The 23,364-nt window shown below is 75.0% G+C and carries 22 protein-coding genes; 7 read left to right on the forward strand and 15 right to left on the reverse strand.

Annotated features, from left to right (window positions below; genetic code table 11):
- Positions 1–37: 37 nt before the first annotated feature.
- A complete protein-coding gene (locus ACI8AX_RS07830) occupies positions 38–2,722 on the forward strand; it encodes a bifunctional acetate--CoA ligase family protein/GNAT family N-acetyltransferase (RefSeq protein ID WP_456549230.1) in 2,685 nt (894 codons plus the stop codon).
- Positions 2,723–2,815: 93 nt separating this feature from the next.
- Here the strand turns inward: ACI8AX_RS07830 and sigB are convergent, their stop codons facing one another.
- Both sigB and dtd read right to left on the reverse strand, forming a co-directional pair.
- Positions 2,816–3,799, reverse strand: coding sequence for an RNA polymerase sigma factor SigB (gene sigB, locus ACI8AX_RS07835; protein WP_456549231.1), 984 nt, complete (start codon positions 3,797–3,799; stop codon positions 2,816–2,818).
- Positions 3,800–4,057: 258 nt separating this feature from the next.
- On the reverse strand, positions 4,058–4,489 hold the full coding sequence (gene dtd / locus ACI8AX_RS07840; protein ID WP_456549232.1) for a D-aminoacyl-tRNA deacylase: 432 nt from the start codon (positions 4,487–4,489) through the stop codon (positions 4,058–4,060).
- 290 nt (positions 4,490–4,779) lie between these two features.
- Here dtd and ACI8AX_RS07845 point away from each other — a divergent pair, with 290 nt between their 5' ends.
- The 4 genes from ACI8AX_RS07845 to ACI8AX_RS07860 all read left to right on the forward strand — a co-directional run bounded on the left by ACI8AX_RS07845 (position 4,780) and on the right by ACI8AX_RS07860 (position 7,591).
- Positions 4,780–5,094: a TetR family transcriptional regulator C-terminal domain-containing protein gene (locus ACI8AX_RS07845; RefSeq protein ID WP_456549233.1), complete on the forward strand. Its 315-nt coding sequence runs from the start codon at positions 4,780–4,782 to the stop codon at positions 5,092–5,094.
- Positions 5,095–5,594: 500 nt separating this feature from the next.
- Complete coding sequence (locus ACI8AX_RS07850; RefSeq protein ID WP_456549234.1) at positions 5,595–6,167, forward strand: ester cyclase; 573 nt, start codon at positions 5,595–5,597, stop codon at positions 6,165–6,167.
- A gap of 333 nt (positions 6,168–6,500) precedes the next feature.
- Positions 6,501–7,085: an HhH-GPD-type base excision DNA repair protein gene (locus ACI8AX_RS07855; RefSeq protein ID WP_456549235.1), complete on the forward strand. Its 585-nt coding sequence runs from the start codon at positions 6,501–6,503 to the stop codon at positions 7,083–7,085.
- A gap of 191 nt (positions 7,086–7,276) precedes the next feature.
- On the forward strand, positions 7,277–7,591 hold the full coding sequence (locus ACI8AX_RS07860) for a DUF3099 domain-containing protein (protein ID WP_456549236.1): 315 nt from the start codon (positions 7,277–7,279) through the stop codon (positions 7,589–7,591).
- A gap of 12 nt (positions 7,592–7,603) precedes the next feature.
- On the opposite strand, the gene ACI8AX_RS07865 is transcribed toward ACI8AX_RS07860, so the two are convergent.
- The 6 genes from ACI8AX_RS07865 to ACI8AX_RS07890 form a co-directional block, all read right to left on the reverse strand.
- Positions 7,604–8,431 carry an ABC transporter ATP-binding protein gene (locus tag ACI8AX_RS07865; protein WP_456549237.1) on the reverse strand — a complete coding sequence of 276 codons (828 nt, stop codon included), beginning with the start codon at positions 8,429–8,431 and terminating at the stop codon, positions 7,604–7,606.
- Entirely contained in the window at positions 8,428–9,480 is a 1,053-nt protein-coding gene (locus tag ACI8AX_RS07870; RefSeq protein WP_456549238.1) for a FecCD family ABC transporter permease, read from the reverse strand. Before ACI8AX_RS07870 ends, ACI8AX_RS07865 begins: the two co-directional genes overlap by 4 nt.
- Positions 9,477–10,520: a FecCD family ABC transporter permease gene (locus ACI8AX_RS07875; protein WP_456549239.1), complete on the reverse strand. Its 1,044-nt coding sequence runs from the start codon at positions 10,518–10,520 to the stop codon at positions 9,477–9,479. Before ACI8AX_RS07875 ends, ACI8AX_RS07870 begins: the two co-directional genes overlap by 4 nt.
- 10 nt (positions 10,521–10,530) lie before the next feature.
- Positions 10,531–11,556 carry an iron-siderophore ABC transporter substrate-binding protein gene (locus ACI8AX_RS07880; protein WP_456549240.1) on the reverse strand — a complete coding sequence of 342 codons (1,026 nt, stop codon included), beginning with the start codon at positions 11,554–11,556 and terminating at the stop codon, positions 10,531–10,533.
- Between the two features lie 164 nt (positions 11,557–11,720).
- Positions 11,721–12,596: a carbohydrate kinase family protein gene (locus tag ACI8AX_RS07885; RefSeq protein WP_456549241.1), complete on the reverse strand. Its 876-nt coding sequence runs from the start codon at positions 12,594–12,596 to the stop codon at positions 11,721–11,723.
- A gap of 5 nt (positions 12,597–12,601) precedes the next feature.
- Positions 12,602–13,531 carry a pseudouridine-5'-phosphate glycosidase gene (locus tag ACI8AX_RS07890; RefSeq protein WP_456549242.1) on the reverse strand — a complete coding sequence of 310 codons (930 nt, stop codon included), beginning with the start codon at positions 13,529–13,531 and terminating at the stop codon, positions 12,602–12,604.
- A 69-nt stretch (positions 13,532–13,600) separates the two neighbouring features.
- Between ACI8AX_RS07890 and ACI8AX_RS07895 the strand changes: the two genes are divergently transcribed.
- On the forward strand, positions 13,601–13,831 hold the full coding sequence (locus ACI8AX_RS07895; protein WP_456549243.1) for a DUF3039 domain-containing protein: 231 nt from the start codon (positions 13,601–13,603) through the stop codon (positions 13,829–13,831).
- A gap of 4 nt (positions 13,832–13,835) precedes the next feature.
- Here ACI8AX_RS07895 and ACI8AX_RS07900 read toward each other — a convergent pair whose 3' ends face one another.
- From ACI8AX_RS07900 to ppgK, 5 genes are all read right to left on the reverse strand, one after another.
- Positions 13,836–14,939, reverse strand: a complete 1,104-nt coding sequence (locus ACI8AX_RS07900; RefSeq protein ID WP_456549244.1) for a YihY/virulence factor BrkB family protein — start codon at positions 14,937–14,939, stop codon at positions 13,836–13,838.
- 73 nt (positions 14,940–15,012) lie between these two features.
- The gene (locus tag ACI8AX_RS07905) at positions 15,013–17,550 is read right to left on the reverse strand and encodes a VanW family protein (RefSeq protein WP_456549245.1); all 2,538 of its coding nucleotides are present in this window, start codon (positions 17,548–17,550) and stop codon (positions 15,013–15,015) included.
- A 158-nt stretch (positions 17,551–17,708) separates the two neighbouring features.
- Positions 17,709–17,918, reverse strand: coding sequence for a DUF7455 domain-containing protein (locus ACI8AX_RS07910; protein ID WP_456549246.1), 210 nt, complete (start codon positions 17,916–17,918; stop codon positions 17,709–17,711).
- 432 nt (positions 17,919–18,350) lie between these two features.
- A complete protein-coding gene (locus ACI8AX_RS07915) occupies positions 18,351–19,664 on the reverse strand; it encodes an RNA polymerase sigma factor (protein WP_456549247.1) in 1,314 nt (437 codons plus the stop codon).
- Between the two features lie 294 nt (positions 19,665–19,958).
- The gene (gene ppgK / locus ACI8AX_RS07920) at positions 19,959–20,702 is read right to left on the reverse strand and encodes a polyphosphate--glucose phosphotransferase (RefSeq protein ID WP_456549248.1); all 744 of its coding nucleotides are present in this window, start codon (positions 20,700–20,702) and stop codon (positions 19,959–19,961) included.
- Between the two features lie 35 nt (positions 20,703–20,737).
- On the opposite strand from ppgK, the gene ACI8AX_RS07925 reads away from it, so the two are divergent.
- The gene (locus tag ACI8AX_RS07925) at positions 20,738–21,553 is read left to right on the forward strand and encodes an inositol monophosphatase family protein (protein ID WP_456549249.1); all 816 of its coding nucleotides are present in this window, start codon (positions 20,738–20,740) and stop codon (positions 21,551–21,553) included.
- Between the two features lie 60 nt (positions 21,554–21,613).
- Here the strand turns inward: ACI8AX_RS07925 and ACI8AX_RS07930 are convergent, their stop codons facing one another.
- A complete protein-coding gene (locus tag ACI8AX_RS07930) occupies positions 21,614–22,168 on the reverse strand; it encodes a LytR C-terminal domain-containing protein (RefSeq protein ID WP_456549250.1) in 555 nt (184 codons plus the stop codon).
- A gap of 47 nt (positions 22,169–22,215) precedes the next feature.
- The gene (locus ACI8AX_RS07935) at positions 22,216–23,262 is read right to left on the reverse strand and encodes a phosphotransferase family protein (RefSeq protein WP_456549251.1); all 1,047 of its coding nucleotides are present in this window, start codon (positions 23,260–23,262) and stop codon (positions 22,216–22,218) included.
- Between the last annotated feature and the right edge of the window lie 102 nt (positions 23,263–23,364).

A 23,364-nucleotide genomic window follows, 5' to 3' on the forward strand; every position in this document is an offset into this window, starting at 1 on the left:
CGGGGCCGAGGGCGCTGCTGGGCGGCCGGAGGCCGATGTGACCCCTGACGACGAACCACGTCCGCCCGCGCACTGGGAGGCCGACATCGTGGCCGCCGACGGCGGCACGGTGCACCTGCGCCCCATCCGGCCCAGCGACGCCGCCGGCCTCGAGGGCCTCATGGAGCGCAGCTCCGACCAGACCCGCTACTACCGGTTCTTCGGCCCGGTGAAGCGGCTGAGCGAGCGCGACCTGCGCCGGTTCACCCACGTCGACCACGACAACCGCGTCGCCTTCGTGCTGCTGCTGGGCGACCAGCTGATCGGCGTCGGTCGCTACGACCGCTACCCCGACACCGACGACGCCGAGGTCGCCTTCCTCATCGAGGACGCCCACCAGGGCCGCGGGCTGGGCTCGGTGCTGCTCGAGCACCTGGCGGCCGCGGCGCTGGAGCGCGGGATCAAGCGGTTCGTCGCGGAGGTGCTGGCGCAGAACAACCGGATGGTCCGGGTCTTCCTCGACGCCGGCTACACGCCCACCCGCACCTACGAGGAGGGCGTCGTCCACCTGGCGTTCCCAATCGCACCGACCGAGGCGGCGCTGGCCGTGGCCTCGGAGCGCGAGCAGCGCAGCGAGTCCCGGTCGATCGCCCGGCTGCTCACGCCCTCGTCGGTGGCCGTCGTGGGCGCCAGCAACGACGAGGGCAAGATCGGCAACGCCGTCCTGCGGCACCTGCTGGCGTACGGGTTCGACGGCCCGGTCTACCCGGTCAACCCCGGCGCCCGGCACGTGCGCGGCGTGCCCGCCTACGCCGGGCTGGAGGACATCCCCGGCGACGTCGACCTCGCCGTCGTGGCGGTCCCCGCCGAGGAGGTCGCCGGGGTGGTCGAGGCCGCCCGGCGCAAGAAGGTGCACGGCCTGGTGGTCATCTCCGGCGGCTTCGGCGAGTCGGGGGAGGAGGGGCGGGCCCGCGAGCGGGCGCTGGTCAGCGCCGCGCGCGCCTCCGGCATGCGGGTCGTCGGCCCCAACTGTCTGGGGCTGGTCAGCACCGACCCGTCGGTGCGGCTCAACGCCAGCCTCGCGCCGCAGGTCCCCGGCCGCGGCCGGGTCGGCTTCTTCGCCCAGTCCGGGGCGCTGGGCGTGGCGCTGCTGGAACGGGCGCGGGCCCGCAACATCGGGCTGTCCAGCTTCGTCTCGGCCGGCAACCGCGCCGACGTCAGCGGCAACGACCTGCTGCAGTACTGGGCCACCGACCCCGGTACCGAGGTCGTGCTGCTGCACCTGGAGAGCTTCGGCAACCCGCGCAAGTTCGCCCGGCTGGCCCGCTCGGTGGGGCGCACCAAGCCGGTGGTCGCGGTCAAGAGCGGCCGGCACGTGCGGATGACGGCGGGCCTGGCGGGCACGTCGGTCGCGGTGCCGGAGGAGTCGGTCGCGGCGCTGTTCGCCTCGGCCGGGGTCATCCGGGTGGAGACGCTCGCGCAGCTGTTCGACGTCGGCACGCTGCTGGCGCACCAGCCGCTGCCGGCCGGCGACCGGGTCGCCATCGTCGGCAACTCGACGGCGCTGGGCGTGCTGGTCGCCGACGCCGTCCTCGAGGAGGGCCTCGAGCTGGCCCACGACGTGCCGGTCGACGTCGGCACCACCGCCGGACCCGGGGCGTTCGCCGCCGCGCTGCGGCGGGAGGTCGAGGACGACGCCGTCGACGCGGTGGTGGCGGTCTTCCTGCCGCCGCTGGCGCAGCACGCCGAGCAGTTCGGCCGGGCCCTGCTGGAGGTGGCGCGGACCTCGCCGAAGCCGGTGGTGGCCACCTTCCTCTCCACGGAGGGGATCCCGCCGGAGCTGACCGTGCCCGGCGAGGACGGCTCGCCCGCGCGCGGCTCGGTGCCGTCGTACTCGACGCCGGAGCGGGCGGTGATCGCGCTGGCGAAGGTCGCCGAGTACGCGCGGTGGCGGCGCCGTCCGGTGGGCGAGCTGCCGGAGCTGGCCGACGTCCGCGAGCCGGCGGCCCGCGCGCTGGTGCAGGGCGTGCTGGCCGAGACGCCGGAGGGGCGGGTGCTCACCGACGACGAGCTCATCCGGCTGCTCGGCGCCTACGGGCTGCCGCTGCTGCGCACCCGCACCGCCACCAGCGACGCCGAGGCCGCGGCGGCCGCCGACGCGATCGGCTACCCGGTGGTGCTGAAGTCCACGGCGCCGTGGCTGCGCCACCGCACCGACCTCGGCGGGGTGCGGATGGACCTGACCGACGCCGCGGCGGTCCGGGCGGCGTTCCGTGCCATCCCGGCCGGCGACCCGGTGATCGTGCAGGAGATGGCGGCGCCGGGGGTGGCGACCGTCGTGGAGATCGTCGACGACCCGTCCTTCGGCGCGCTGGTCAGCTTCGGCGTCGGCGGCGTGGCCACCGAGCTGCTGGGCGACCGGGCCTACCGGACGCTGCCGCTGACCGACCTCGACGCCGCCGAGCTGGTGCGGGCGCCGCGGGCGTGGCCGCTGCTCAACGGGTGGCGGGGCTCGGAGCCGGTCGACGTCGCCGCCCTGGAGGACCTGCTGCTGCGCGTGGCGCGGCTGGCCGACGATCTGCCCGAGGTGCTGTCGCTGACGCTGGACCCGGTGATCGTCGGCCCGGCGGAGCCCTGGCACGGCGGGCGCTCGCTGGTCATCGCCGGCGCGACCGCCCGCGTCGGGCAGCCGACCGCCCGCGTCGACCCCGGCCCCCGCCGGATGCGCTCACCCGGCGTCTGACCGTCGCCGTGACCGGGTGAGCTGGTCGTCGCGGCCGGGGACGGCGAGAGCCCGCCACCCCGGACGGGGTGACGGGCTCTCGCGGACCCGGGATCAGGCCAGGTAGTCGCGCAGGGCGTCGGCGCGCTGCGGGTCGCGCAGCTTGGCCATCGTCTCCCGCTCGATCTGCCGGACCCGCTCGCGGGACAGGCCGAACTGCTTGCCGATCTGCTCGAGCGTCCGGGGCTGGCCGCCGTCGAGGCCGAAGCGGAGGACGACGACGTCGCGCTCGCGCTCCTCCAGCGTCTGCAGCACGTTCCGGACGTCGCCCTTCATCATCTGGAAGGCGACGGCGTCCTCGGCGACCGCGGCGTCGGCGTCCTCGATGAAGTCCCCGAGCCGGGACTCCTCGTCGGCACCGACGGTCTGGTCGAGGCTGACCAGGTCGCGGCTGTACTCGAGCAGCTCGGTGATCCGCTCGGGCGTCATGTCCAGCTCGAGGCCCAGCTCCTCGGCGGTGGGCTCCCGCTCCAGCTCCTGGTGGATCCGGCGGCGGGTGCGCACGACCTTGTTGACCTGCTCGGCCAGGTGGACGGGCAGGCGGATCGTGCGGCCGGAGTCGGCCATGGCGCGGGTGATCGCCTGGCGGATCCACCACGTCGCGTAGGTCGAGAACTTGAAGCCCTTGGTGTAGTCGAACTTCTCGACCGCACGGATCAGGCCGACGTTGCCCTCCTGGATGAGGTCCAGGAACGTCATGCCGTGGCCGGTGTAGCGCTTGGCCACCGACACCACGAGCCGGAGGTTGGCCTCCAGCAGGTGCCGCTTGGCGGCCTTGCCGTCGGCGGCCAGGGCCTTGTAGTCGCGCTGGAGCGAGGGGGTGAGCTGCCGCTCGGTGAGCAGCCGCTCGGCGTACAGGCCCGCCTCGATGCGCTTGGCGAGCTCGACCTCCTGCTCGGCGGTGAGCAGCGCGGTCTTGCCGATGGTGTTCAGGTACACGCGCACGAGGTCGGTGGACACCAGGCCGCTGGTGTCGGGCTCGCGGCGCGGCGAGCGGACCTCGAGGGCGTCGTTGGGGGAAGACTGCAGCAGCGTCACGATGTGTCTTCGTCCTTGCCTCTGGTTCGGATGCCCTGCCGGACGTCGATGGCGGCTGGGCGACCGGGCGTCGAATGTGAGGGCCCCGGTGCCGGCCGGCCGCCCTCGCTGTTCTCGTCTGTGTGGTACGCCCTGTCTAACGGCGGCGACGGGCCTCGGTGTTCCACAACAGGACCGTTCACAGCCAACCCACAGGACGTGTGTTGCGTCACCGGTCCGTACCCCGCCTGAGGCGGGTCGAACTACACGAGTGGGAGTTCAGACCTCGAGCAGCAGGGTCATCGGTCCCTCGTTGACCGAGGAGACCAGCATCCGCGCGCCGAACACCCCGGTGGCCACCGTCGCGCCGCGCCGCCGCAGCTCGGCGACCACCTCGTCGACCAGCGGCTCGGCCACGTCGCCGGGCGCCGCGTCGGTCCAGGACGGACGGCGGCCCTTCCTCGTGTCGCCGTAGAGCGTGAACTGGCTGACGACGAGGACGGGCAGGCCCAGGTCGGCGGCCGAGACAGCGCCCTCCTCGGAGGGGAAGACCCGCAGCTCGTGCACCTTGCGGGCCAGCTCGCGCGCCCGGGCGGCGTCGTCCTCCCGCCCGACGCCGACCAGCGCCAGCAGTCCCCGGCCGATCTCGCCGACGACGGCGTCCTCCACCGTCACAGCCGCTGAGACGACCCTGCTCACGACCGCGCGCACCGGCCCATCCTCGCCGGGGCCGGAGCCGGCTGCCCGGTCCCGCCGTTGCGTACGGTCGTTCCTCTGACCTCACTGCCCGCCCCCGACGACCCCCGCACCATGCGCGAGCGGATGCTCGCCGGCGACCCCTGGGCTCGCTGACCTACCACTTCGGCTCCCTGACCGGGGGGCCCGCTCCGCCGGCGGCTGCTCGAGGAGCTGCTGGGCGCCGTGGGCGATCACCATCGGGGCTGCTGGCCGCGGCGTTCACCCGGCACGTCGACGCCGTCGCGGCCCGGTTGGACGAGCGCATGCGGGCCGCCTCGGACCGTACAGCGGCGCTGGACGCGCTGGCCGACCACCTCACCTGCGACCTGCCGGCCTCCGGCCGGGACCTCGTCCTCGCCGTGGAGCTCTACACCGCGGCGGCGCGCGACCCGGCCCTGCGCACGGTCACGCAGGACAGGATGTCGCGCAGCCGCCGCAGCCTCGAGCGGCACCTGGACCCGGTGACCGCCCGCGAGGCGGACGCCCTGGTGGAGGGCCTGGTGCTGCACAGCGCCCTGTCCACCGACCCGATGGACGCCGCGCAGATCCGCGCGGCGCTCCTCCGGTTGGCCGGCTGAGCGGCGGCCCGAGCGGGCGAGTCGGGCTGGATGGCGCGGCGCCCGACCTCCGCCGCACCCGGGCCCCGCGCGTCGACGGGTCGCTCGGCCGCGACCCGCTGGCCCTGCTCGTCGGGGTGCCTGACACAGCCACAGGGCGGCAGCGACGTCGCCGTCGTGTGGGAGGGCACGGAGGCTGAGGGCACGGAGCGACGGCCGCGCCGGGGGGTCGCGCTCACCGATCTCCGAACCACGAGCGGCGGAGAGGGCAGCAGCGAGCGAGCCGCGGTGTCCCGACCGGTGCCCGCGTCCACACCCGCCAGGACGCCGCTGCGCAGCACAGGTAGTCAGGACCAGGCTCGTCGACCTGCGCTGACGCGTCGGGGCAGCTCCCTGCTTGGGCGTCCCCACCAGGCGAGCCACCGTCCGGACGGCGGGGCACTCCTCCCCTGTCGAGCACCTCCTGCAGCCGCCATCCTGCAGGCTCCGCCGTCCGTCGGGGCGGCGCCGGAGGAGGACCTATGGATGCCGTTCGCATGGCAGACGAGTGCTTCAGGGCGTTCGCGGCCGGAGATCAGGAGCTCCTGGCCCGGACCTTGCACCCCGAAGCCGTCAATCACATGTCCACCGACGAGCCACCGGCCTGCGCCCAAGTCGGCCTCCCGGGCTTCATGGCCAGCAGCGCATGGCTGCGCCTGGCCTGGCCCGGCTTCGGCTTCGAGCTCATCGAGACCGCGGCCGACGACGAGCGGGTCATCACCCATGTCTGGATGCGCGGGCGCCAGACCGGCCCGTTCGTCGTCTTCCCGCCCGGGGCTGAGCCGGTCGCCTTCCCGCCCACCGGACGGTCCTTCGCCGTTCGCCAGTGCCACATCTACCGTCTCCGCGACGGGCTGTTCGCCGAACACATCGCCGTGCGTGACGACCTCGGGATGATGACGCAGCTCGGCCACTTGCCGCCCGCACCGGCAGCGATCGCCCGCATGGCGCGCTTCCGCGTGAGCGGAGCGCACGGACGGGCGGTGACCGAGGCGGTCAACGTCGCGCAACAGGCCGCCGACGCCGCTCGGGGGTTCGTCCGGCAACCCGGCTGAGCCGCTTGACGGCGCTCCGCTGCGCCGGTCGTGGTCGCCTGGAGGAGCTCCGCGTGCGGACGACACCGGGACCGGTTCCTGCCGCGGAGCTCCGTCTCGGTGTCGTGGTGAGCAGCTGGGCCGAGGGAGTGGTCAGCGGATGCGGACCGAGGTCGACGGTGTCGGAGCCCAGCCGGGAGGTGCCAGCCACTCCCCCTGACTCTCGCGTAGGGGTCGGTCCCGCCCGCCCGTGCCGCCTGGCTCCGTCGGAGACAGGGGGCACCCGCCCCGCCTGGGAGGCGCTCCTTCTGGCGGGTGGTTGCGCATGGTCGGCCCTACGGCACCATCTCCCGTGTGCCGACCCTGACCCTGACCCAGGACCCGCGCGCCGACGAGCTGCTCGGCCGCGACCCGCTGGCCCTCCTCCTCGGGATGCTGTTCGACCAGCAGTTCCCCATGGAGCGGGCGTTCTCCGGTCCGCGGCTGCTCGCCGACCGGATGGGCGTGGAGACGCTCTCGGCGGCGCAGATCGCCGACACCGACCCCGAGCGCGTGGCCGCCTGGTTCCAGGGCCCGCCCGCGGTGCACCGCTACCCGGGCTCGATGGCCGCCCGCGCCCAGGCGGTGTGCCGGCTGCTGGTCGAGCGCTACGACGGCCGGGCCGAGGCGCTGTGGGCCGACGCCCCGGACGGGGAGGCCCTCCTCCGGCGGGTCGGGGAGCTGCCCGGCTTCGGTGCGCAGAAGGCGAAGATCTTCGTGGCGCTGCTCGGCAAGCAGTACGGGGTCACCCCGGCGGGCTGGCGGGAGGCCGCCGGCGAGTACGGCGAGGAGGGGTCGCGCCGCTCGGTCGCCGACATCACCGGCCCGGAGTCGCTGGCCGAGGTGCGCCGCACCAAGCAGGAGAAGAAGCAGGCCGCGAAGACCGCCGCGGCGTCCTGACCGGGCTCGCAGAAAGGCCCCGGAGGCACCTGCATCGTGCGCGATCGGGTGGCACGATGGGCGCCAGGAGCCGGGGGCTCCGGGGCCGACGGACATGCTCGCCGACTCCTCGCCACCACCCCCGGCCGGTCCAGGGAAGGGCACCCGTGGCCTCCAGCGAGCAGTTCGCACGACTCCGGCGAGCAGAGCCGGTGCTGATCACCGAGGCGGCGCCGAGCCTCGCCGAGCAGCACGCCGCCCGGAAGCGCCGCTACGTGATCACCATGGCGGTCCGCCTGGTCAGCGTCGTGCTGGCGGCGGCGTTCTACCAGATCCTGTGGCTGGCGATCGCCTTCGCGGTCCTGGGCACGGTGCTGCCGTGGGTCGCCGTCGTCATGGCCAACGACCGGCCGCCGAAGAAGAAGATCGACCCCAACCGCTACCGCCCGCCGGCGCCGGACCGGATCCTCGACGACCCGGCCGCCACCCGCCGGGCCATCGAGCCGGGCCGGGTCATCGAGCACTAGCCCGGGGCCGGCTCAGCCGCGCGGGGAGACCTCCGCCGGGGTCGTCACGTGGTGGCGGCCCAGCGGCAGCATCAGCGGCGCGCCCGACGTGGGGTCCAGGACCACCCGGCTGTCGAGCCCGAAGACCGCGCGCACGCACTCCTCGGTGAGCACCTCCGTCGGCGTGCCGACGGCGTGCACCCGCCCCTGGGCCATGGCGACCAGGTGGTCGGCGTAGCGCGCCGCCAGGTTCAGGTCGTGCAGGACCATGACGATCGTCGTTCCGCGGGTGCGGTTCAGGTCGGTCAGCAGGTCCAGGACCTCGACCTGGTGGGCGACGTCGAGGAACGTGGTCGGCTCGTCCAGCAGCAGCAGGTCGGTCTGCTGGGCCAGGGCCATCGCGATCCACACCCGCTGCCGCTGTCCGCCGGACAGCTCGTCGACCGCCCGGTCGGCCAGCGCGACCGTCTGGGTCGCCTCGAGGGCGGCGGCCACCGCGGCGTCGTCCTCCCGGCTCCACCGGGAGAAGACCCCCTGGTGCGGGTGCCGGCCGCGGCCGACGAGGTCGGCGACGGTGATGCCCTCGGGGGCGATCGGCGACTGGGGGAGCAGCCCGAGCGTGCGGGCCAGCTCCTTGGCCGGCATCCGGTGCACCGCCCGGCCGTCGAGCAGGACCTGCCCGGCCCGCGGCGACAGCAGCCGCGACATCGACCGCAGCAGCGTCGACTTGCCGCAGGCGTTGGCGCCGACGATCGCCGTGATGCGGCCGGCGGGGACGGCGAGGTCCAGGCCCTCGATCACCGTGCGCTCGCCGTACGCGAGGGTGAGCTCCTCGGCGGTGAGCGAGTGGGTGGCGGTCACAGTGAGCCTCCGGCCCGGTTCGTGCGGATGATCAGGTAGATGAGGTACGGCGCGCCCAGCACGCCGGTGACGACGCCCACCGGGTAGCGCGTGCCCAGCGCGAACTGCCCGACGAGGTCGGCCACCAGCACCAGCAGCGCCCCGACCAGCGCGGCGGGCACCAGCAGGGAGCCGTTGGGCCCGACGACGCGCGCGGCGATCGGCCCGGCGAGGAACGACACGAACGCGATCGGCCCGCAGGCGGCCGTGGCGAAGGCGACCAGGCCGACCGCGCAGACGATGGCGACCAGCCGGGTGCGCTCGACCCGGACGCCGAGCGCGGCGGCGGTGTCGTCGCCCAGCTGCAGCGCCGACAGGTCCCTCGTCTGCGTGAGCAGCAGCGGACCGAGCACCACCAGCGCGACCAGTGCGGGCAGCACCGCCGTCCACGTGGCGCCGTTGAGGCTGCCGGTCAGCCAGCGCAGCGCCTCCTGGTAGTCCCACTGCCCGGCCTTGGTCAGCACGTACTGGATGACGCTGTTGAGCATGGCGCCGACGCCGATGCCGATGAGGATCAGGCGGGTGCCGGCGACCCCGCCCCTGGAGGCCAGGCCGTAGATCACCAGCGCGACCCCGAGGGCCGCCGCGACGGCCAGCGTGGAGACGGTCGCCCCGTCCAGCGACAGGACGACGATGCCGATGACGGCGGCCGCGCTGGCGCCCGAGCTGATGCCGATCACGTCCGGGCTGGCCAGCGGGTTGCGCAGCATCGTCTGGAAGGTGACGCCGGCCAGGCCGAAGCTCAGCCCGGCGACGACGGCGAGGACCGCGCGGGGCAGCCGCAGCCGCCCGACCGTGAAGGTGGCGCCGGGCACGCGCTCGCCCAGGACCACCCGGACGACCTCGTCGATGGGGTAGGACGTCCGCCCGACCATCAGGGTCAGGACGAACGTCGCGACGACGAGCACCGACAGGACGGTGATCACCAGCCGGCGGCGGGAGGAACGGCGGACCCGGTCGCGGGCGACCGCCTCGACGGTGGCGGGCGGGGCGGGGACGACGGCGGTCACAGCTCCCGGACCTTCTGCCGGCGGACGACGGCGATGAAGAACGGCGCGCCCACCAGCGCGGTGATGATGCCGACGTCGAGCTCGCTCGGGCGGGCCACGACGCGGCCGAGCACGTCGGAGGCGACCAGCAGGCAGGAGCCGGCCAGGGCCGAGAAGGGCAGCAGCCACCGGTGGTCCACGCCGACCAGCAGCCGGCACAGGTGCGGCACCACGAGCCCGACGAACCAGATGGGGCCGGCGACCGCGGTCGCCGCGCCGCAGAGCACCACCGAGCCGAACGCCGCAAGCGCGCGGGCCCGGGCGACGCGCTCGCCGAGCCCTGCCGCCAGCTCGTCGCCCAGCGCCAGGGAGTTGAGGCTGCGGGCCGAGAGCAGGCTGACCGCCAGGCCGGTCACCAGGAACGGCAGCACCGGGGTGATGGTGTCGAAGGTGGCGCCCCCGACGCCGCCGACCTGGAAGGACTGCACGCTGGCGGCGATGTCGCCCCGGGGCAGCGCGATGGCGGTGATGAACGACGTCAGCGCGGCGGAGGTGGCGGCCCCGGCCAGGGCCAGCTTGAGCGGCGTCGGGCCGCCGCGGCCCAGCGAGCCCACGGCGTAGACGAAGACCGCCGCGAGGGCGGCGCCGGAGATCGCCGTGAAGACGATGCTGGTCGCGGTGAAGAGCCCGAACCAGGCGATGCCGGCGACGACGGCCAGCGAGGCGCCCATGTTGATGCCCAGGACGCCCGGGTCGGCCAGGGGGTTGCGCGTCACGCCCTGCATGACCGCGCCGGCGAGCCCGAGCGCCCCGCCGACCAGGACGGCCAGCACGGTGCGGGGGATGCGCTTGGTGACCGCCGCCTCCTCGATGGTCTCCGAGGACCCGCCGAGCGCGGCGAGGACGTCGGACCAGCCGACCCCGCGCGAGCCGATCGCCACCGAGGCGGCCGCGAGCAGGACCAGGACCGAGAGGACGACGAGCAGCCACAGGAACCGGACCGACCCCGGACGTCGCCGGGTGGCGGCGGCCGGGGTCGGGACGGGGTGGACCGAGGTCACGGAGCGGGGATCACGCGGCCGGGGACCCGGCCTTGTCGGCGGCCGCGGCGAGCAGGCCCACGTAGTCCTCGAGCACCCAGGAGATCGCCAGCGGGGTCGGGTTCGCGGCGGTGCCCAGCGGGGTGTCGGGCAGCAGGACGATCGCGCCGTTGGCGACGGCCGGCATCTGCGACAGCAGCGGGTCGCCGCTGAGCGCGTCGACCAGCTCCTGGTCGCCGTAGGTCACGATGATCTCGACGTCGTCCAGCGTGTCGATCTGCTCGGCGCTGATGGTCCCCGAGAACTGCTCGGGGTCGGTCGCCGCGGCCGCGACGCTGGCCGGGGTGGCCAGGCCCAGGTCCTCGAAGAAGGCGCTGCGGGTGTCGAACGGCGTGTAGTAGCTGACCTCGCTCAGGTCGGTCGTGTCGACGTGGGTGAGGAACATCGTCGAGCGGCCCTCGAGCTGCGGGTACTGCGCGACGGTGTCGGCGATCTCGGCCTCGAGGTCGGCGACGAGCTGCTCGCCCTCCTCGGCCATGCCCATGCCCGCGGCGTTGATCTCGATCATCTCCCGCCACGGGGTCGCCCACGGCGCCTCGGGGAACGCGATGGTCGGGGCGATCTCGCTGAGGGTGTCGTAGTCCTCCTGGGTCAGCCCGGAGTAGCCGGCCAGGATGACGTCGGGCTCGGTGTCGGCGACCGCCTCGAAGTCGATGCCGTCGGTCTCGTCGAACAGCACCGGGGTCTCGGCGTCCAGCTCCTCGAGCCGCTCGGAGACCCACGGCAGCAGGCCGTCGCCGTCGTCGTCGCCGAAGTTGGCCGCGGCCATGCCGACCGGGACGACGCCGAGGGCCAGCGGGACCTCGTGGTTGGCCCACTGCACCGTGGCCACGCGCTCGGGGGTGCCCTCGATCGTCGTGGTGCCGAAGGCGTGCTCGATCGTGATCGTGTCGCCGCCGCCGGAGGCGTCGTCCGACGAGTCGTCGCCGCAGGCGGCGAGGCCGCCCACCATCAGGGCGGCGGTGGTGAGCGCGGCGAGGCGCGGGGCGCGGCGCATGGGGTCCTTCCGGTCGGGGGACGGCGCGGTGCGCGCCGGGCGGTCGGCACCTCGCGGCCCGGGGGGAGTGGGCCGCCGCCCATCCGGAGATGGAGAGGTGAGGCTCACCGAACTTAGGGCACCCTAGCCTCAGTTCCGGTCACGATCAGGTCACGGTTGGCCGGTCAGCGGGCGCCCGGACGCCGCACCACCTCGGCGGCCACGGCCGCGCCGCGGTGGAGCAGGCGGGCAGGGTCCGCGTCCCCGTCGGCCAGCCAGGCCGCGAGCAGACCGGCGGTGAAGGCGTCGCCCGCGCCGGTCGTGTCGACCACCGCCGTCGCCGGCGCCGGCCGGTGCACCAGGGCGTCCCCGGCGCACCACAGCGCTCCCTCGGCGCCCAGGGTGACCGCGACCGCGGCGTGCCGCGCGGCCAGGGCGCGCGCGGCGTCGGTGACGTCCGCGCAGCCGGTGAGCAGCCGCGCCTCGTCGGCGTTGGGCAGCAGCAGCGTCACGCCCGCGGTGTCGGCCAGCCAGCGGTCGACCCCGTGGGCGGCCAGCGGCCCGGTGGAGGCCGGGTCGACCGAGGTCGTGGCCCCGCCCGCCGCGGCCGCGGCCAGCGCGGCGAGCCCGGCGGCACGCGGCCGCGGGTCCAGCAGCGTGTAGCCCGACAGGTGCAGGTGCCCCCCGGCCGCCGGGGACGGCACGTCGTCCGGCGCGAGGTCGAGGTTCGCGCCGCGGTCGGCGAGCATGCTGCGCTCCCCGCCGGGCTCGACGAGGCTGACGATGGTGCCGGTGACGCCGCCGGCCACGGTCCGCACCGCGACGTCCACCCCGGCCGCGGCGAGCTCGGCCACCAGCGCGGCGCCGGCGGGGTCCGCCCCCACGCAGCCGGCGAAGGTCACCGGGACGCCCTGCCTGGCCAGGTGCACGGCGACGTTCGCGCCGGCGCCGCCGCCGCGGCTCCGGATGGCAGCCGGCCGGTCGGACCCGGGCGCCGGCTCGCCGGAGAGGACGGCGACGACGTCGGTGGCGACGTCGCCGACGACCACGACCGGTCGCACGGCGCTCAGGCCGGCAGCGCGGCCAGCGCGGCGGCGATGCGGCCGGCGAGCTCGGCGTTGCGCAGCACCAGCCGCACGTTGACCTCGAGGGTGGCGCCGGCGCTGGCGCGGTGCAGGTGGTCGAGGACGAACGGGGTGACGCCCTTGCCGCGCACCCCGGCGGCCTCGGCGGCGGCCAGCGCGTCGGCGATGACGCGGTCGTGCAGCTCGGGGTCGAGCTGCTCGTCGACCGGCAGCGGGTTGGCGACGACGACGGCCCCCGGAGCCAGCCGGCGCCGCGCGGCGAGCACGGCAGCGGCCTGGGCGGGGTCCTCGACCGACCAGTCCAGCGGCGAGCCCGAGTCGGCCACGTAGAAGCCGGGGAAGCTGCGGGTGCGGTAGCCGATGACGGTGACCGACAGGCTCTCCAGCCGCTCGAGGGTGGCCGGGACGTCGAGGATGGACTTCACCCCCGCGCAGACGACGGCCAGCGAGGTCCGCGACAGCGCGGTGAGGTCGGCGGACTCGTCGAAGGTGTCGACCGACTGGCGGTGCACGCCGCCCAGGCCGCCGGTGGCGAACAGCCCGATGCCGGCGCGCTCGGCCAGCAGGGCCGTGCTGGAGACGGTGGTGGCGCCCGACAGGCCGAGGGCGGCGGCCACGGGCAGGTCGCGGACACCGAGCTTGGCCAGGTCGGGGTCGGCGCAGACCCGGTCGACCTGCTCGGGGGTCAGGCCCACGTGGGGGACGCCGTCCAGCACCGCGATGGTCGCGGGCACGGCGCCGCCGGCGCGGACGGCGGCCTCCACCTCGTCGGCCGCGGCCCGGTTGTCGGGGCGGGGCAGGCCGTGCGCGAGCAGGGTGCTCTCCAGCGCGACGACGGGGGCGCCGGAGGCGAGCGCGTCGGCGACCTCGGAGGACACCTGGAGCGGAGGGGAGGGGAGTGGTGCTGTCACCCTGTCATCATGGACGGCGGTGTCCGGACCTCCGGACGAGCCCCGTCCCCCCGATCCTGGGAGCCTGTCGTGAGCAGCACCGACCTCCTCGAGAAGCCCGACGTCCGCGAGGGCGACACCGGCAACGCCAACGAGGTCTTCCACTACGTGCGCAAGAACAAGATCGCCGAGAGCGCGGTCATGGGCACGCTGGTGGAGGCGCTGTGCGGTGAGGTCTTCCCGGTGACCAAGAGCCCGAAGCCGGGCAGCCCGGTCTGCCCCGCCTGCAAGGAGATCTACGAGCAGCTCCGCAAGGAGTGAACGGCTAGAACTCGTCCAGGCGGCGGGCGCGCTCCAGCTTCTCGGCGCGCCGCTGCTGCCGCCGCTTCTCGTGCCGCCGCAACGGCGCCGGCCAGCGGTCCTGGATGGTGGCGTTCAGCTCGGCGCCGAGCAGGATCGCCATGCCGAAGAAGAAGCAGAAGAGCAGGACGGCGATCGGGGTCGCGAGCGCGCCGTAGGGGAGCGCGGTGACGAGGATGTCGGCGATGTAGACCCGCAGCAGCGTGGCCGCCACGACGAAGAACCCGATGGCCAGCAGGGTGCCGAGCAGGTGCCGCCGCCAGGGCAGCCGGCGCGGCAGGATCACGTGGTAGAAGCTGGTGAGCCCCAGGACCAGCCCGATCAGCACGATGGGGCCGTAGACGGCGTTCACCAGGACGGTCGCCGTCCCCTGCCAGTCCGCGGGGAGGAGGTCGACGAGCAGGCCGGGCCCCAGCACGAGCAGCGGCAGCGTGAGGACGGCCAGCAGCAGGCCCACGACGAACAGCCACAGCGCCATGAGGCGGGTGGCGATCGGCCCGCGGACGTCGCGCTGGCCGTAGGCGATGACGATCGTGTTCATGAACGTCGCGGTGGCCGAGGAGCCCGCCCAGAGGGTGAGCAGGAAGCCGAGGCTGACGACGTCCAGCCGCCCGGAACCCAGGATGTCGGCCAGCGTCGGGCGCACCAGGTCGTCGACGACGTCGGTGGTCAGCGCGTTGGCCGAGGCGTCGACCAGCTGGTCCTCGATGCGCGTGACCGCGTCGCCGCCGATCCAGTCGCCGAGGTAGCCCAGCGACCCGAGCAGGGCGATGAGCAGCGGCGGGATGGCCAGCACCTGCCAGAACGCCGCCTCGCCCGAGAGCCCGAGGATGCGGTCCTGCCACGCCTTGGCGATCGTCCGGCCCAGGACCTGCGCCGGCACCCGGACCGGCGCCGTCCACCGGGACGGCGACCGGGTCCGGCCGGTACCCGAGGCGGTGCTGCCGGACGGAGTGCTGCCGGACGGAGTGCTGCCGGACGGCGTGCCGCCGGACGGGCCGGCCTCCGGCGGGAGGTCGGCGGGCTCGCCGGCGTGCGCCGGGGAGCCCCCGGGCAGCACGGCGCTCATCCGCCCAGTGTGCACGCCGGACCTGCGGGGAGCGGGACGGCGAGGGGTGTCGCGGCCTGCGGGACCCTCCCGGTCAGGCGGCCCGTCGTCCGGCCGGCCGGCGTCCGGCGGGTCCCGGCGCCGGTGCCGGGGCCGACGCCGGCGGCGCGCTGGGGTCCGGCGCGGTCGGGTCGGGCTCCGGGGCGACCGGCACGCACCGGATGTTGTCCTCGGCCGCGTAGGAGGTGCTGAACGTCTCCCGGCGGATCTCCTCGCGGGTCTGCAGGTCGCGGAAGATCCGGGTCACGGTCACGTCGAAGCCCTGGACGCCGGTCTGCGAGATGCAGGACCCGTCGTCGGGCTTCTCCAGCGACCGGGGCGAGCGGTAGTTGGTCCGCGGGCCCTCGACGGCCTCGACCTCGTAGCGCTTGGTGCCGTAGAAGGTGACGGTGATCGACCCGCCCCCGCCGGCGGCCGGCACCCACTGCGTGTCGACGAAGACGCCGGTGTCGGAGTCGTTGCGCCACTGCAGGTCGATCTGGCCCTCGAAGACCGTCGCCTCCCGCCCGGCGGGGTAGCGGCTGATGTAGAACGTGTGCGGCTTGTGGTAGACGTCCTCGAGCCCGGCGAAGAACACCGCGTTGAACATCGTGGTGGCGAACTGGCTGATCCCGCCGCCGACGGCGGTGGACAGCTGCCCGCCGCTGATGACGTTGGCCGGCACGTAGCCCTGCGCGGTGCCGCGCGGTCCGGTGTAGGTGTTGAGGCTGAAGGTCTCCCCGGGGAGCACCAGGGCGCCGTCGACCTCCTCGGCGACCACGCGGATGTTCGTGCCGCTGGCGCTGTTGCCCGTCGAGGTGGTGAAGCTGCTGATCTCCTCGCGGATGCCCAGCGCCTGGGCCTCCTCGGTCGTCAGGTCGGCCGGGACCGGCCCAAGCTCGGCGGTCACCGCGCGCGGCGCGGGGGAGGGCAGGACGTCGACCAGCGCGGTCGCCAGCGACGCGGGGTCGATGCCCGTGCCGTCGACCGACGGGACGACCTGCACGGCGCCGCCGACCACCTCGAAGCGGGCGTCCTGCGCGGGCTCGCCGAAGGCGGTGAGGTCCTCGCCCATCGCCTCGGCCAGCCGCGCCGGGTCGATGCCGACGGCGAGCTGCCCGTCCTCCTGCGGCGTGAAGGTCAGCGAGGCCGCGATGGCCTCGACGGGCACCTCGACGGAGGCGCTGCCGTCGGAGCTGTCCACCGTCACCGGCGCGGCCAGGCCCGGCGCGACGACCTCGTCGAGGACCCGCTGCGCCTCCTCGGCGGTCACCGCGAACGGGACCTCCTCGACGGGCAGCTCGATCGGATCCGCGGGGTCCCCGGTGGCCAGCGCGGCCTCGATGGCCTCGACCGCGCCCTCCCGGTCGAGCAGGCTGCCCGCGACGGGCGGGGTGACGGTGGCGGTGGTGCCCTCGATGGCGATGCCGGCGTCGACCGGCACCAGGTCCACCTCGTTGGCGAGGGCGTCGACGCGGGCGACGACGGCCTCCTCACCGCTGAGCACCGGGTCCACCTCGCGCTCGGTGAAGAAGCTGGTCAGCCGGGTCCAGGGGTTGAGCGGCTGCCCGGAGGCGGCGTCGACGGTCGCGTCGACGTCCAGCGCGACACCGGCCTCGGCGGGCAGGAACGGCGCGGTCACCTCGCCGGCCTGCAGCGTGTGCTCGGCGGAGATCCGCTCCTGCAGCTGCCCGAGCTCGCGAGCGGCCTCGTCGGGGGAGAGGCCGCCGATGTCCACCCCGGCCACCACGGTGTTGCGCGGGACGTCGTCGCCGGCCACCAGCACGTCGACCCCGTAGGCGCCGCCGAGGACGGCGACCGCCGCGGCGGGGACCAGGACGGCGGGACGCCGCCACCAGGGCCGGCGGGGTGCCGCAGCGGCGCCGTCACCGCCGCCCGGGGGACCGTCGGACCCGCCGGGCGCGGGGGCGGGGCCCGCTGCCGCGGGACCGGCGGCGGTGGGGTCGAGGGGCGCGCCGAGGACCGCGGTCGAGTCCGCGGCCGCGGGCGCCGGCGCGGCGGGGGCCGGCAGGTGCTCCACGGGCGTCGTGGTGTGCTGCGCGCCGGGCCGGCCGGCGGCCGCGTCCGGGGAGGAGGCGGCGGCGACCTGGCCGGGCGCCTGCCCGGGGGCGAAGCGGATGTCGGCGGTCTGGTCCCACGCGGCCGGCGCGGGCTCCGCCGGTGGGGCCGGCTCGCCGGCGAGGACGGGCGCGGGGGGCGCCGTGCGGTCGGCCGGGACGGGACCCCGGTCGCGGGGCACCGGGCGGGTCTCGTCGGAGAGCCCGGCGTCGGCGTCCGGGGCCTCGGCGGCCGGGGTCTCGGCTGCCGGGGTCTCGGCTGCCGACGCCGCGGTCCCGGCCGGGGACGGGGTGTCGCCGGGGGCCGGCGTCGGGTCGGCCGGCGTCGCGTCGGCCGTCACCTGGTCGGCCGGCGTCGGGTCGGCCGTCACCTGGTCGGCCGGCGTCGCGTCGGCCGTCACCCGGTCGGCCCCGGCCTCGCCGGACGGCTCCGCGGGACGGGCCGGCTCGGGGGCGGCGGGGACGGCGTCCTCGAGACGGGTCGTCTCGTCGGCGGACACGTGCTGCTGCGGCATGGGGTGTTCCTCGGGTGGCCGTCGACCGGTGCTACCCGGGAACGACGGAGCCGCCGGGCCCTCGTCCGCGTCACGCGAACGGGGGACACCGGCGGCGGCGTCGGGTGAGGGCTTCATCGCTGTACGCGACGATAGCGCCTCGATCGGGTGAGGTCGGGCTACTCGCCGTCGGTCTCGATGATGTCGGCGGCGATGTCGCGCAGCTTGCCCTCGTACTCACGGGCGTGGTGCCCGCAGAACACGAGGTCGCTGCCGCTGGGGAGGACGACCCGCACCTTGGCCAGCGCTCCGCAGCGGTCGCAGTGGAAGGGGACGACGAGGTCGTCGGCGGGCGTGGTCGTCGTCAGCGTCTGGGTCATCTGGGTCATCACTCGCTCTCTACCGCACGGACCCGCGGCTGCGGATCGGCCTCCTGCACAGCGCCAGGATGGCCTCCCGTGTTCCCGGGCCGGCGCGTCGACCGCGGGACCCGCCGTCGTGGCGGGGACCCCGTGACCGGTGGTGCCGGTGGGTCCAGCAGGGACTCATCACTGGGTGGTGCTGATCTGTCGTCGGTCGGTCTGTCGTGGTTCCGTGCGCCGGGTTGCTCCGGCAGTGGGTCCGCTGCTGCTCTCTGCGTCCCCAACGCTACGCCGGATACCCGTCCGGTGTGGTCGTACACCGCCCACCCGGCACCAGAGGGTGAGATCGTGACCTCACCGAAACAGAGGTCACACCGGAGACACCGGCACCACACGTCCCCGCCGCACGACGACGGCCGGCGCCCCGAGGGGGCACCGGCCGTCGTCGGTCGTCCTCGCTCAGTCCAGGTAGTCGCGCAGCACCTGCGAGCGGCTGGGGTGCCGCAGCTTGGACATGGTCTTGGACTCGATCTGGCGGATCCGCTCACGGGTCACGCCGTAGACCTGGCCGATCTCGTCGAGCGTGCGCGGCTGGCCGTCGGTCAGGCCGAACCGCAGCCGGACGACGCCGGCCTCCCGCTCCGACAGCGTCTGCAGGACGCTGGTCAGCTGGTCCTGCATGAGGGTGAAGCTCACCGCGTCGACCGCGACCACGGCCTCCGAGTCCTCGATGAAGTCGCCGAGCTGGCTGTCGCCCTCGTCGCCGATGGTCTGGTCGAGGCTGATCGGCTCCCGGGCGTACTGCTGGATCTCCAGCACCTTGTCCGGGGTGATGTCCATCTCCTTGGCCAGCTCCTCCGGCGTCGGCTCGCGGCCGAGGTCCTGGAGCAGCTCGCGCTGGATGCGGCCGAGCTTGTTGATGACCTCGACCATGTGCACCGGGATGCGGATGGTGCGGGCCTGGTCGGCCATGGCGCGGGTGATCGCCTGGCGGATCCACCACGTCGCGTACGTGGAGAACTTGTAGCCCTTGGTGTAGTCGAACTTCTCGACCGCGCGGATCAGGCCCAGGTTGCCCTCCTGGATCAGGTCCAGGAACGCCATGCCGCGGCCGGTGTAGCGCTTGGCCAGGGAGACCACGAGGCGGAGGTTGGCCTCCAGCAGGTGGTTCTTGGCGCGCTCGCCGTCGCGGACGATCCAGTTGAGGTCGCGGCGCATCTGCGGGGAGAGCTTCTGGCCCTCCTCCTCGACCTGGCGCAGCCGCTCGGCCGCGTAGAGACCGGCCTCGATCCGCTTGGCGAGGTCGACCTCCTCCTCGGCGTTGAGCAGCGCGACCTTGCCGATCTGCTTGAGGTAGGCCCGGACCGAGTCCGCCGAGGCGGTCATCTCGGCGTCCTTGCGGGCCTGCCGCAGCGCCTCGGACTCCTCCTCGTCGTCCCACTCGAAGTCCCCGCCCTCGGCGGTCTCCTCGGCGGCGGCCTCGTTCTCAGGGCCGTCGGGGCCGGCGACGACGGTCTCGTCGATCTTGAGACCCTCCCCGCCGTCGACGACGGCGACCGCGGAGTCCTCGGTCGCGACGGCGGTCAGCACGGCGCCGCCCTCACCCGCGCCGGGCGACGGGGCGATGCTGGGCTTGGTACGGCTCTTGGTGGTGCCGGTCTTCGCCGGGGCCTTCTTGCTGCGGGCCGCGGGAGCGGCCTTGCCGGCGGCCGTCCTCGAGCGACTCGCGGTGCTCGCGGCGGCGGTGTCCGGTGCTGGCGTTTCGGCGGGCACTCAGGGTTCCTTCCCGTGCTGGGTCCCGTTCCCCGGGGGACCGATCGGCTCCCGGGTAGCGGCCTCGACCGCGTCGGCGGGCGCGAGGGGGGACCCCGGTGCCCTGCGCGGCGTTTGACCGGCGCGCGGCTGGGGGATGCCTCTCGGCTGGAGCGACGGGGCGGGGCTCTTCCATTGTAACGACGCCGCGGTCCGGTTCCACCGCGTTCGCCGTCGCGACCTCGCCCGGAGGGGGCGTCGGCCCGCCCGCGGCCGTCACCGGTCCGGGTGACCGGGCCCCCCGGGCCGCGCGGATCAGCGGCCGATGCGCTCGGCGGCGGCCAGCGCCGCGCCGACGATGCCGGCGTCGTTGAGCAGCTGCGCGGGGACGACCGGCGTCCGGGTGGACAGCAGCGGCACCCACTTGTCCGACTTCTTGCTCACCCCGCCGCCGACGATGATCAGGTCGGGCCACAGGCCCGCCTCGAGGACGTCGAGGTAGCGGTCGACGCGGCGCGCCCACTCCGGGTAGCTCAGGTCCTCCCGCTCCCGCGCCGAGGCCGAGGCGCGGGCCTCGCCGTCCTCGCCGTCGACCTGGATGTGGCCGAACTCGGTGTTGGGCACGAGGACGCCGTCGGTGAAAAGCGCGCTGCCGATGCCGGTGCCGAAGGTGAGCATGAGCACCACGCCGTCGTGGCCGCGGCCGGCGCCGTAGCGCATCTCGGCGATCCCGGCGGCGTCGGCGTCGTTCAGCGTCTGCACGGTGCCGGGGATCCGCTCCTCGACGCCGGCGGCCAGGTTCGTGCCCAGCCAGCTCTTGTCGACGTTGGCCGCGGTGTGCGCGACGCCCTTCTTCAGGACGCCGGGGAAGGTCACGCCGACCCGCTCGGTCCAGCCGAAGCGGTTGGTGATCTCGGCGACCGTGTCGCAGACCGGGTCGGGCAGCGAGGGCTGCGGGGTGGGGATCCGCACCCGCTCGCCGACGAGCTCCCCGCGGTCGAGGTCGACCACGCACCCCTTGATGCCGCTGCCGCCGATGTCCACGCCGAACCCCTGCACGGCGTCAGACTATGCAGGACGGGGAGGATCGCCGCGTGACCGCGCACCCCTCTCCCGCCGTCCTGCTCGACCTCGCCGTGGCGACCGCCCGGGATGCCGCGGAGCTGATCGCCCGCGAGCGCGCGGGCGCCGGCGCGCAGGTCGACACCAAGTCCAGCCCGACCGACGTCGTCACCGCCGTCGACCGGGCCGCCGAGGAGCTGATCACCTCGCGGCTGCTCGGCGCCCGCCCGGGCGACGGTCTGCTCGGCGAGGAGGGGGGCGAGCGGCCGGGGACCACCGGGGTGCGGTGGGTCGTCGACCCGGTCGACGGCACGGTGAACCTGCTCTACGGCCTGCCCGCCTTCGCCGTGTCGATCGCGGCGGAGGTCGACGGCCGGGTGGTCGCCGGGGTCGTGCACAACGTGCTGACCGGCGAGGTCTACACGGCCACGGCCGGCGGAGGCGCGCACGAGACGTCGCCGGCGCGGCCGGAGCCGACGCGGCTGAGCGCGAGCAGCCCGTCGTCGCTGGAGCAGACGCTGGTGCTCACCGGGTTCGGCTACCGGGTCGAGCAGCGCCGGGCGCAGGGCGCGGTGGTCGCCGAGCTCCTGCCGCGGGTGCGGGACATCCGCCGGCACGGCTCCGCGGCGCTGGACCTGTGCACGGTCGCCGCCGGGCGGGCCGACGCCTACTACGAGCTGGGCCTCAACGCGTGGGACCACGCGGCCGGGGCGCTGGTGGCCGCCGAGGCGGGTGTGGTGGTCACCGGGCTGCCCGGGCGCGCGTTCGCCGACCCGATGGCCGTCGCGGTCGCCCCCTCGGTGGCCGGGCCGTTCGTCGACCTGGTGGCCCGCCTGCACGACGCCTGAGCCGGCCGCGCTGCAGGGGCCCGCCGCGAGCCGGCGAGCGGGGGGCGGCGGGGCCCTCCGTCAGGCGGCGACGTCCGACTCGCACTCCGCCGCGGCCTCGGAGGCGGGGTTGAGGACCGCGGCCACGTCCTCGGGGGTCGGCAGGCCGGCGAACTCCGGCCCGATGACGACGTCGACCAGGTCCGTGGCGCGGGTGTCGACCCAGTCGCCCGCGCCGGGCAGGTACACGCTCATGTAGGCGGCGGCGTCGTTGCCGCGGGGGCCGTGGCGGAGCTCGCCGACGCCGGTGACCTCGCGGTCGGTGGGGTCGTTGGCGATCTCCTCCACCACGAACCCGCGCCCCTGCAGGTCCGCCGCGACCTGCTGCGCGAGGCCGGCGGTGTCCGTGGCGTTGAAGACCCGCAGGCGCACCGTGGTGGGGTCCAGCTGCGGCGGGGCGGTGGAGGCGACGGCGCAGGCGTCGGCCTGGCGCTCCTCCTCGGCCGCGGCGTCGCCGAAGACCTTCCACCACACGCCGAGCGCGGCGATGGCGAGGACGAGCAGGAAGATCAGCGGGGGGAGGGGACGGCGGCCACTGCGCGGCCGGACCGCCGGGCGGTCGGTGGTCGTGCTCACCGCTGTTCCAGTCCCACGGCGCGGCAGTCTAGGCGCGGGTGCGCCGGCTAGATCGCACCGTCGTCCAGCGCGGCGCGTCCCCGCTCCACGCAGCCGTCGATGCGGTCGGCGTAGCCGCTGGTGTCCTTGCCGGCCATGGCGCCGGCCTTCGAGCGGGCGACGATGCCGGCCACGATCGCCGCGAACTTGAAGAACGCGAAACCGACGTACCAGTTCAGGTCGTCCAGGTGGATGCCGCTGCGCCGGGCGTACCGCTCGGCGATCTCCCGCCGGGTGGGGAAGCCGGGCAGCGCGGTCACGGGGCTCTGCACCGCGGCGGGGTCCTCGCCGGCCTCGGGCCAGTAGATGAAGAGCATGCCGATGTCGGTGAGCGGGTCGCCGAGGGTGGACATCTCCCAGTCCAGGACGGCGCGGATCCGGCCGGGCGAGTCGGGGTCGAGCAGGCAGTTGTCCAGCCGGTAGTCGCCGTGCACGACGCCCGAGCGCTGCGTGGCCGGCACCGTCTCGGCCAGCCGGGCCGCGAGGGCGTCCATGCCGGGGCGGTCCTGGTCGCGGGTGGCGTCCCACTGCTTGGTCCAGCGCCGCACCTGGCGGGCGGTGAAGCCCTCGGGGCGGCCGAAGTCGCCGAGCCCGACCGCCTCGGGGTCGACGGCGTGCAGGTCGGCCAGCACGTCGACCAGGCCCTCGCCGATGGCCCGGCGCTGGGCGGGCTCGTCGGCGTAGCCGGGGGGAAGCGCGTCGACCACGTGCACGCCGTGGACCTTCTCCATCACGTAGAACGGCGCGCCCAGCACGGACTCGTCGGTGCACAGGTGCAGCGTCCGCGGCACCGGGACGGCGGTCCCGCCCAGCGCGGAGATGACCCGGTGCTCGCGCTGCATGTCGTGCGCGGTGGCGAGCACGGCCCCGGTCGGCGGCCGGCGCAGGATCACCGCGTCCGCCGCCGAGCCGCCCTCCGGGGTCACCGTGTAGGTGAGGTTGGACATGCCGGCGGCGATCAGGTCGACGGTCACCCGCTCCCAGCGGCGGTCGTCCAGCGCGGTGGCGAGGTAGGGCCCGACGACGGCTGGATCAGCACCCACGGAGGTCGACACCGCCGCAGGGTAACCTCTGGCGCTCCGCGGCCCCCGGGCCCGATCCGGCGCCCAGGTGTCGGTCGACGGCAGCCGGGCACAAACCGGGACCGCACGGCGTTG

It is taken from the genome of Blastococcus sp. SYSU D00813 (assembly GCF_054050735.1).

Coding starts and splice junctions, on each gene's coding strand:
- ACI8AX_RS07845 (WP_456549233.1), top strand. CDS start 4,780: ATGCGGGCCGCCTCGGACCGTACAGCGGCGCTGGACGCGCTGGCCGAC.
- ACI8AX_RS07850 (WP_456549234.1), top strand. CDS start 5,595: ATGGATGCCGTTCGCATGGCAGACGAGTGCTTCAGGGCGTTCGCGGCC.
- ACI8AX_RS07880 (WP_456549240.1), bottom strand. CDS start 11,556: ATGCGCCGCGCCCCGCGCCTCGCCGCGCTCACCACCGCCGCCCTGATG.
- ACI8AX_RS07900 (WP_456549244.1), bottom strand. CDS start 14,939: ATGAGCGCCGTGCTGCCCGGGGGCTCCCCGGCGCACGCCGGCGAGCCC.
- ACI8AX_RS07905 (WP_456549245.1), bottom strand. CDS start 17,550: ATGCCGCAGCAGCACGTGTCCGCCGACGAGACGACCCGTCTCGAGGAC.
- ACI8AX_RS07910 (WP_456549246.1), bottom strand. CDS start 17,918: ATGACCCAGATGACCCAGACGCTGACGACGACCACGCCCGCCGACGAC.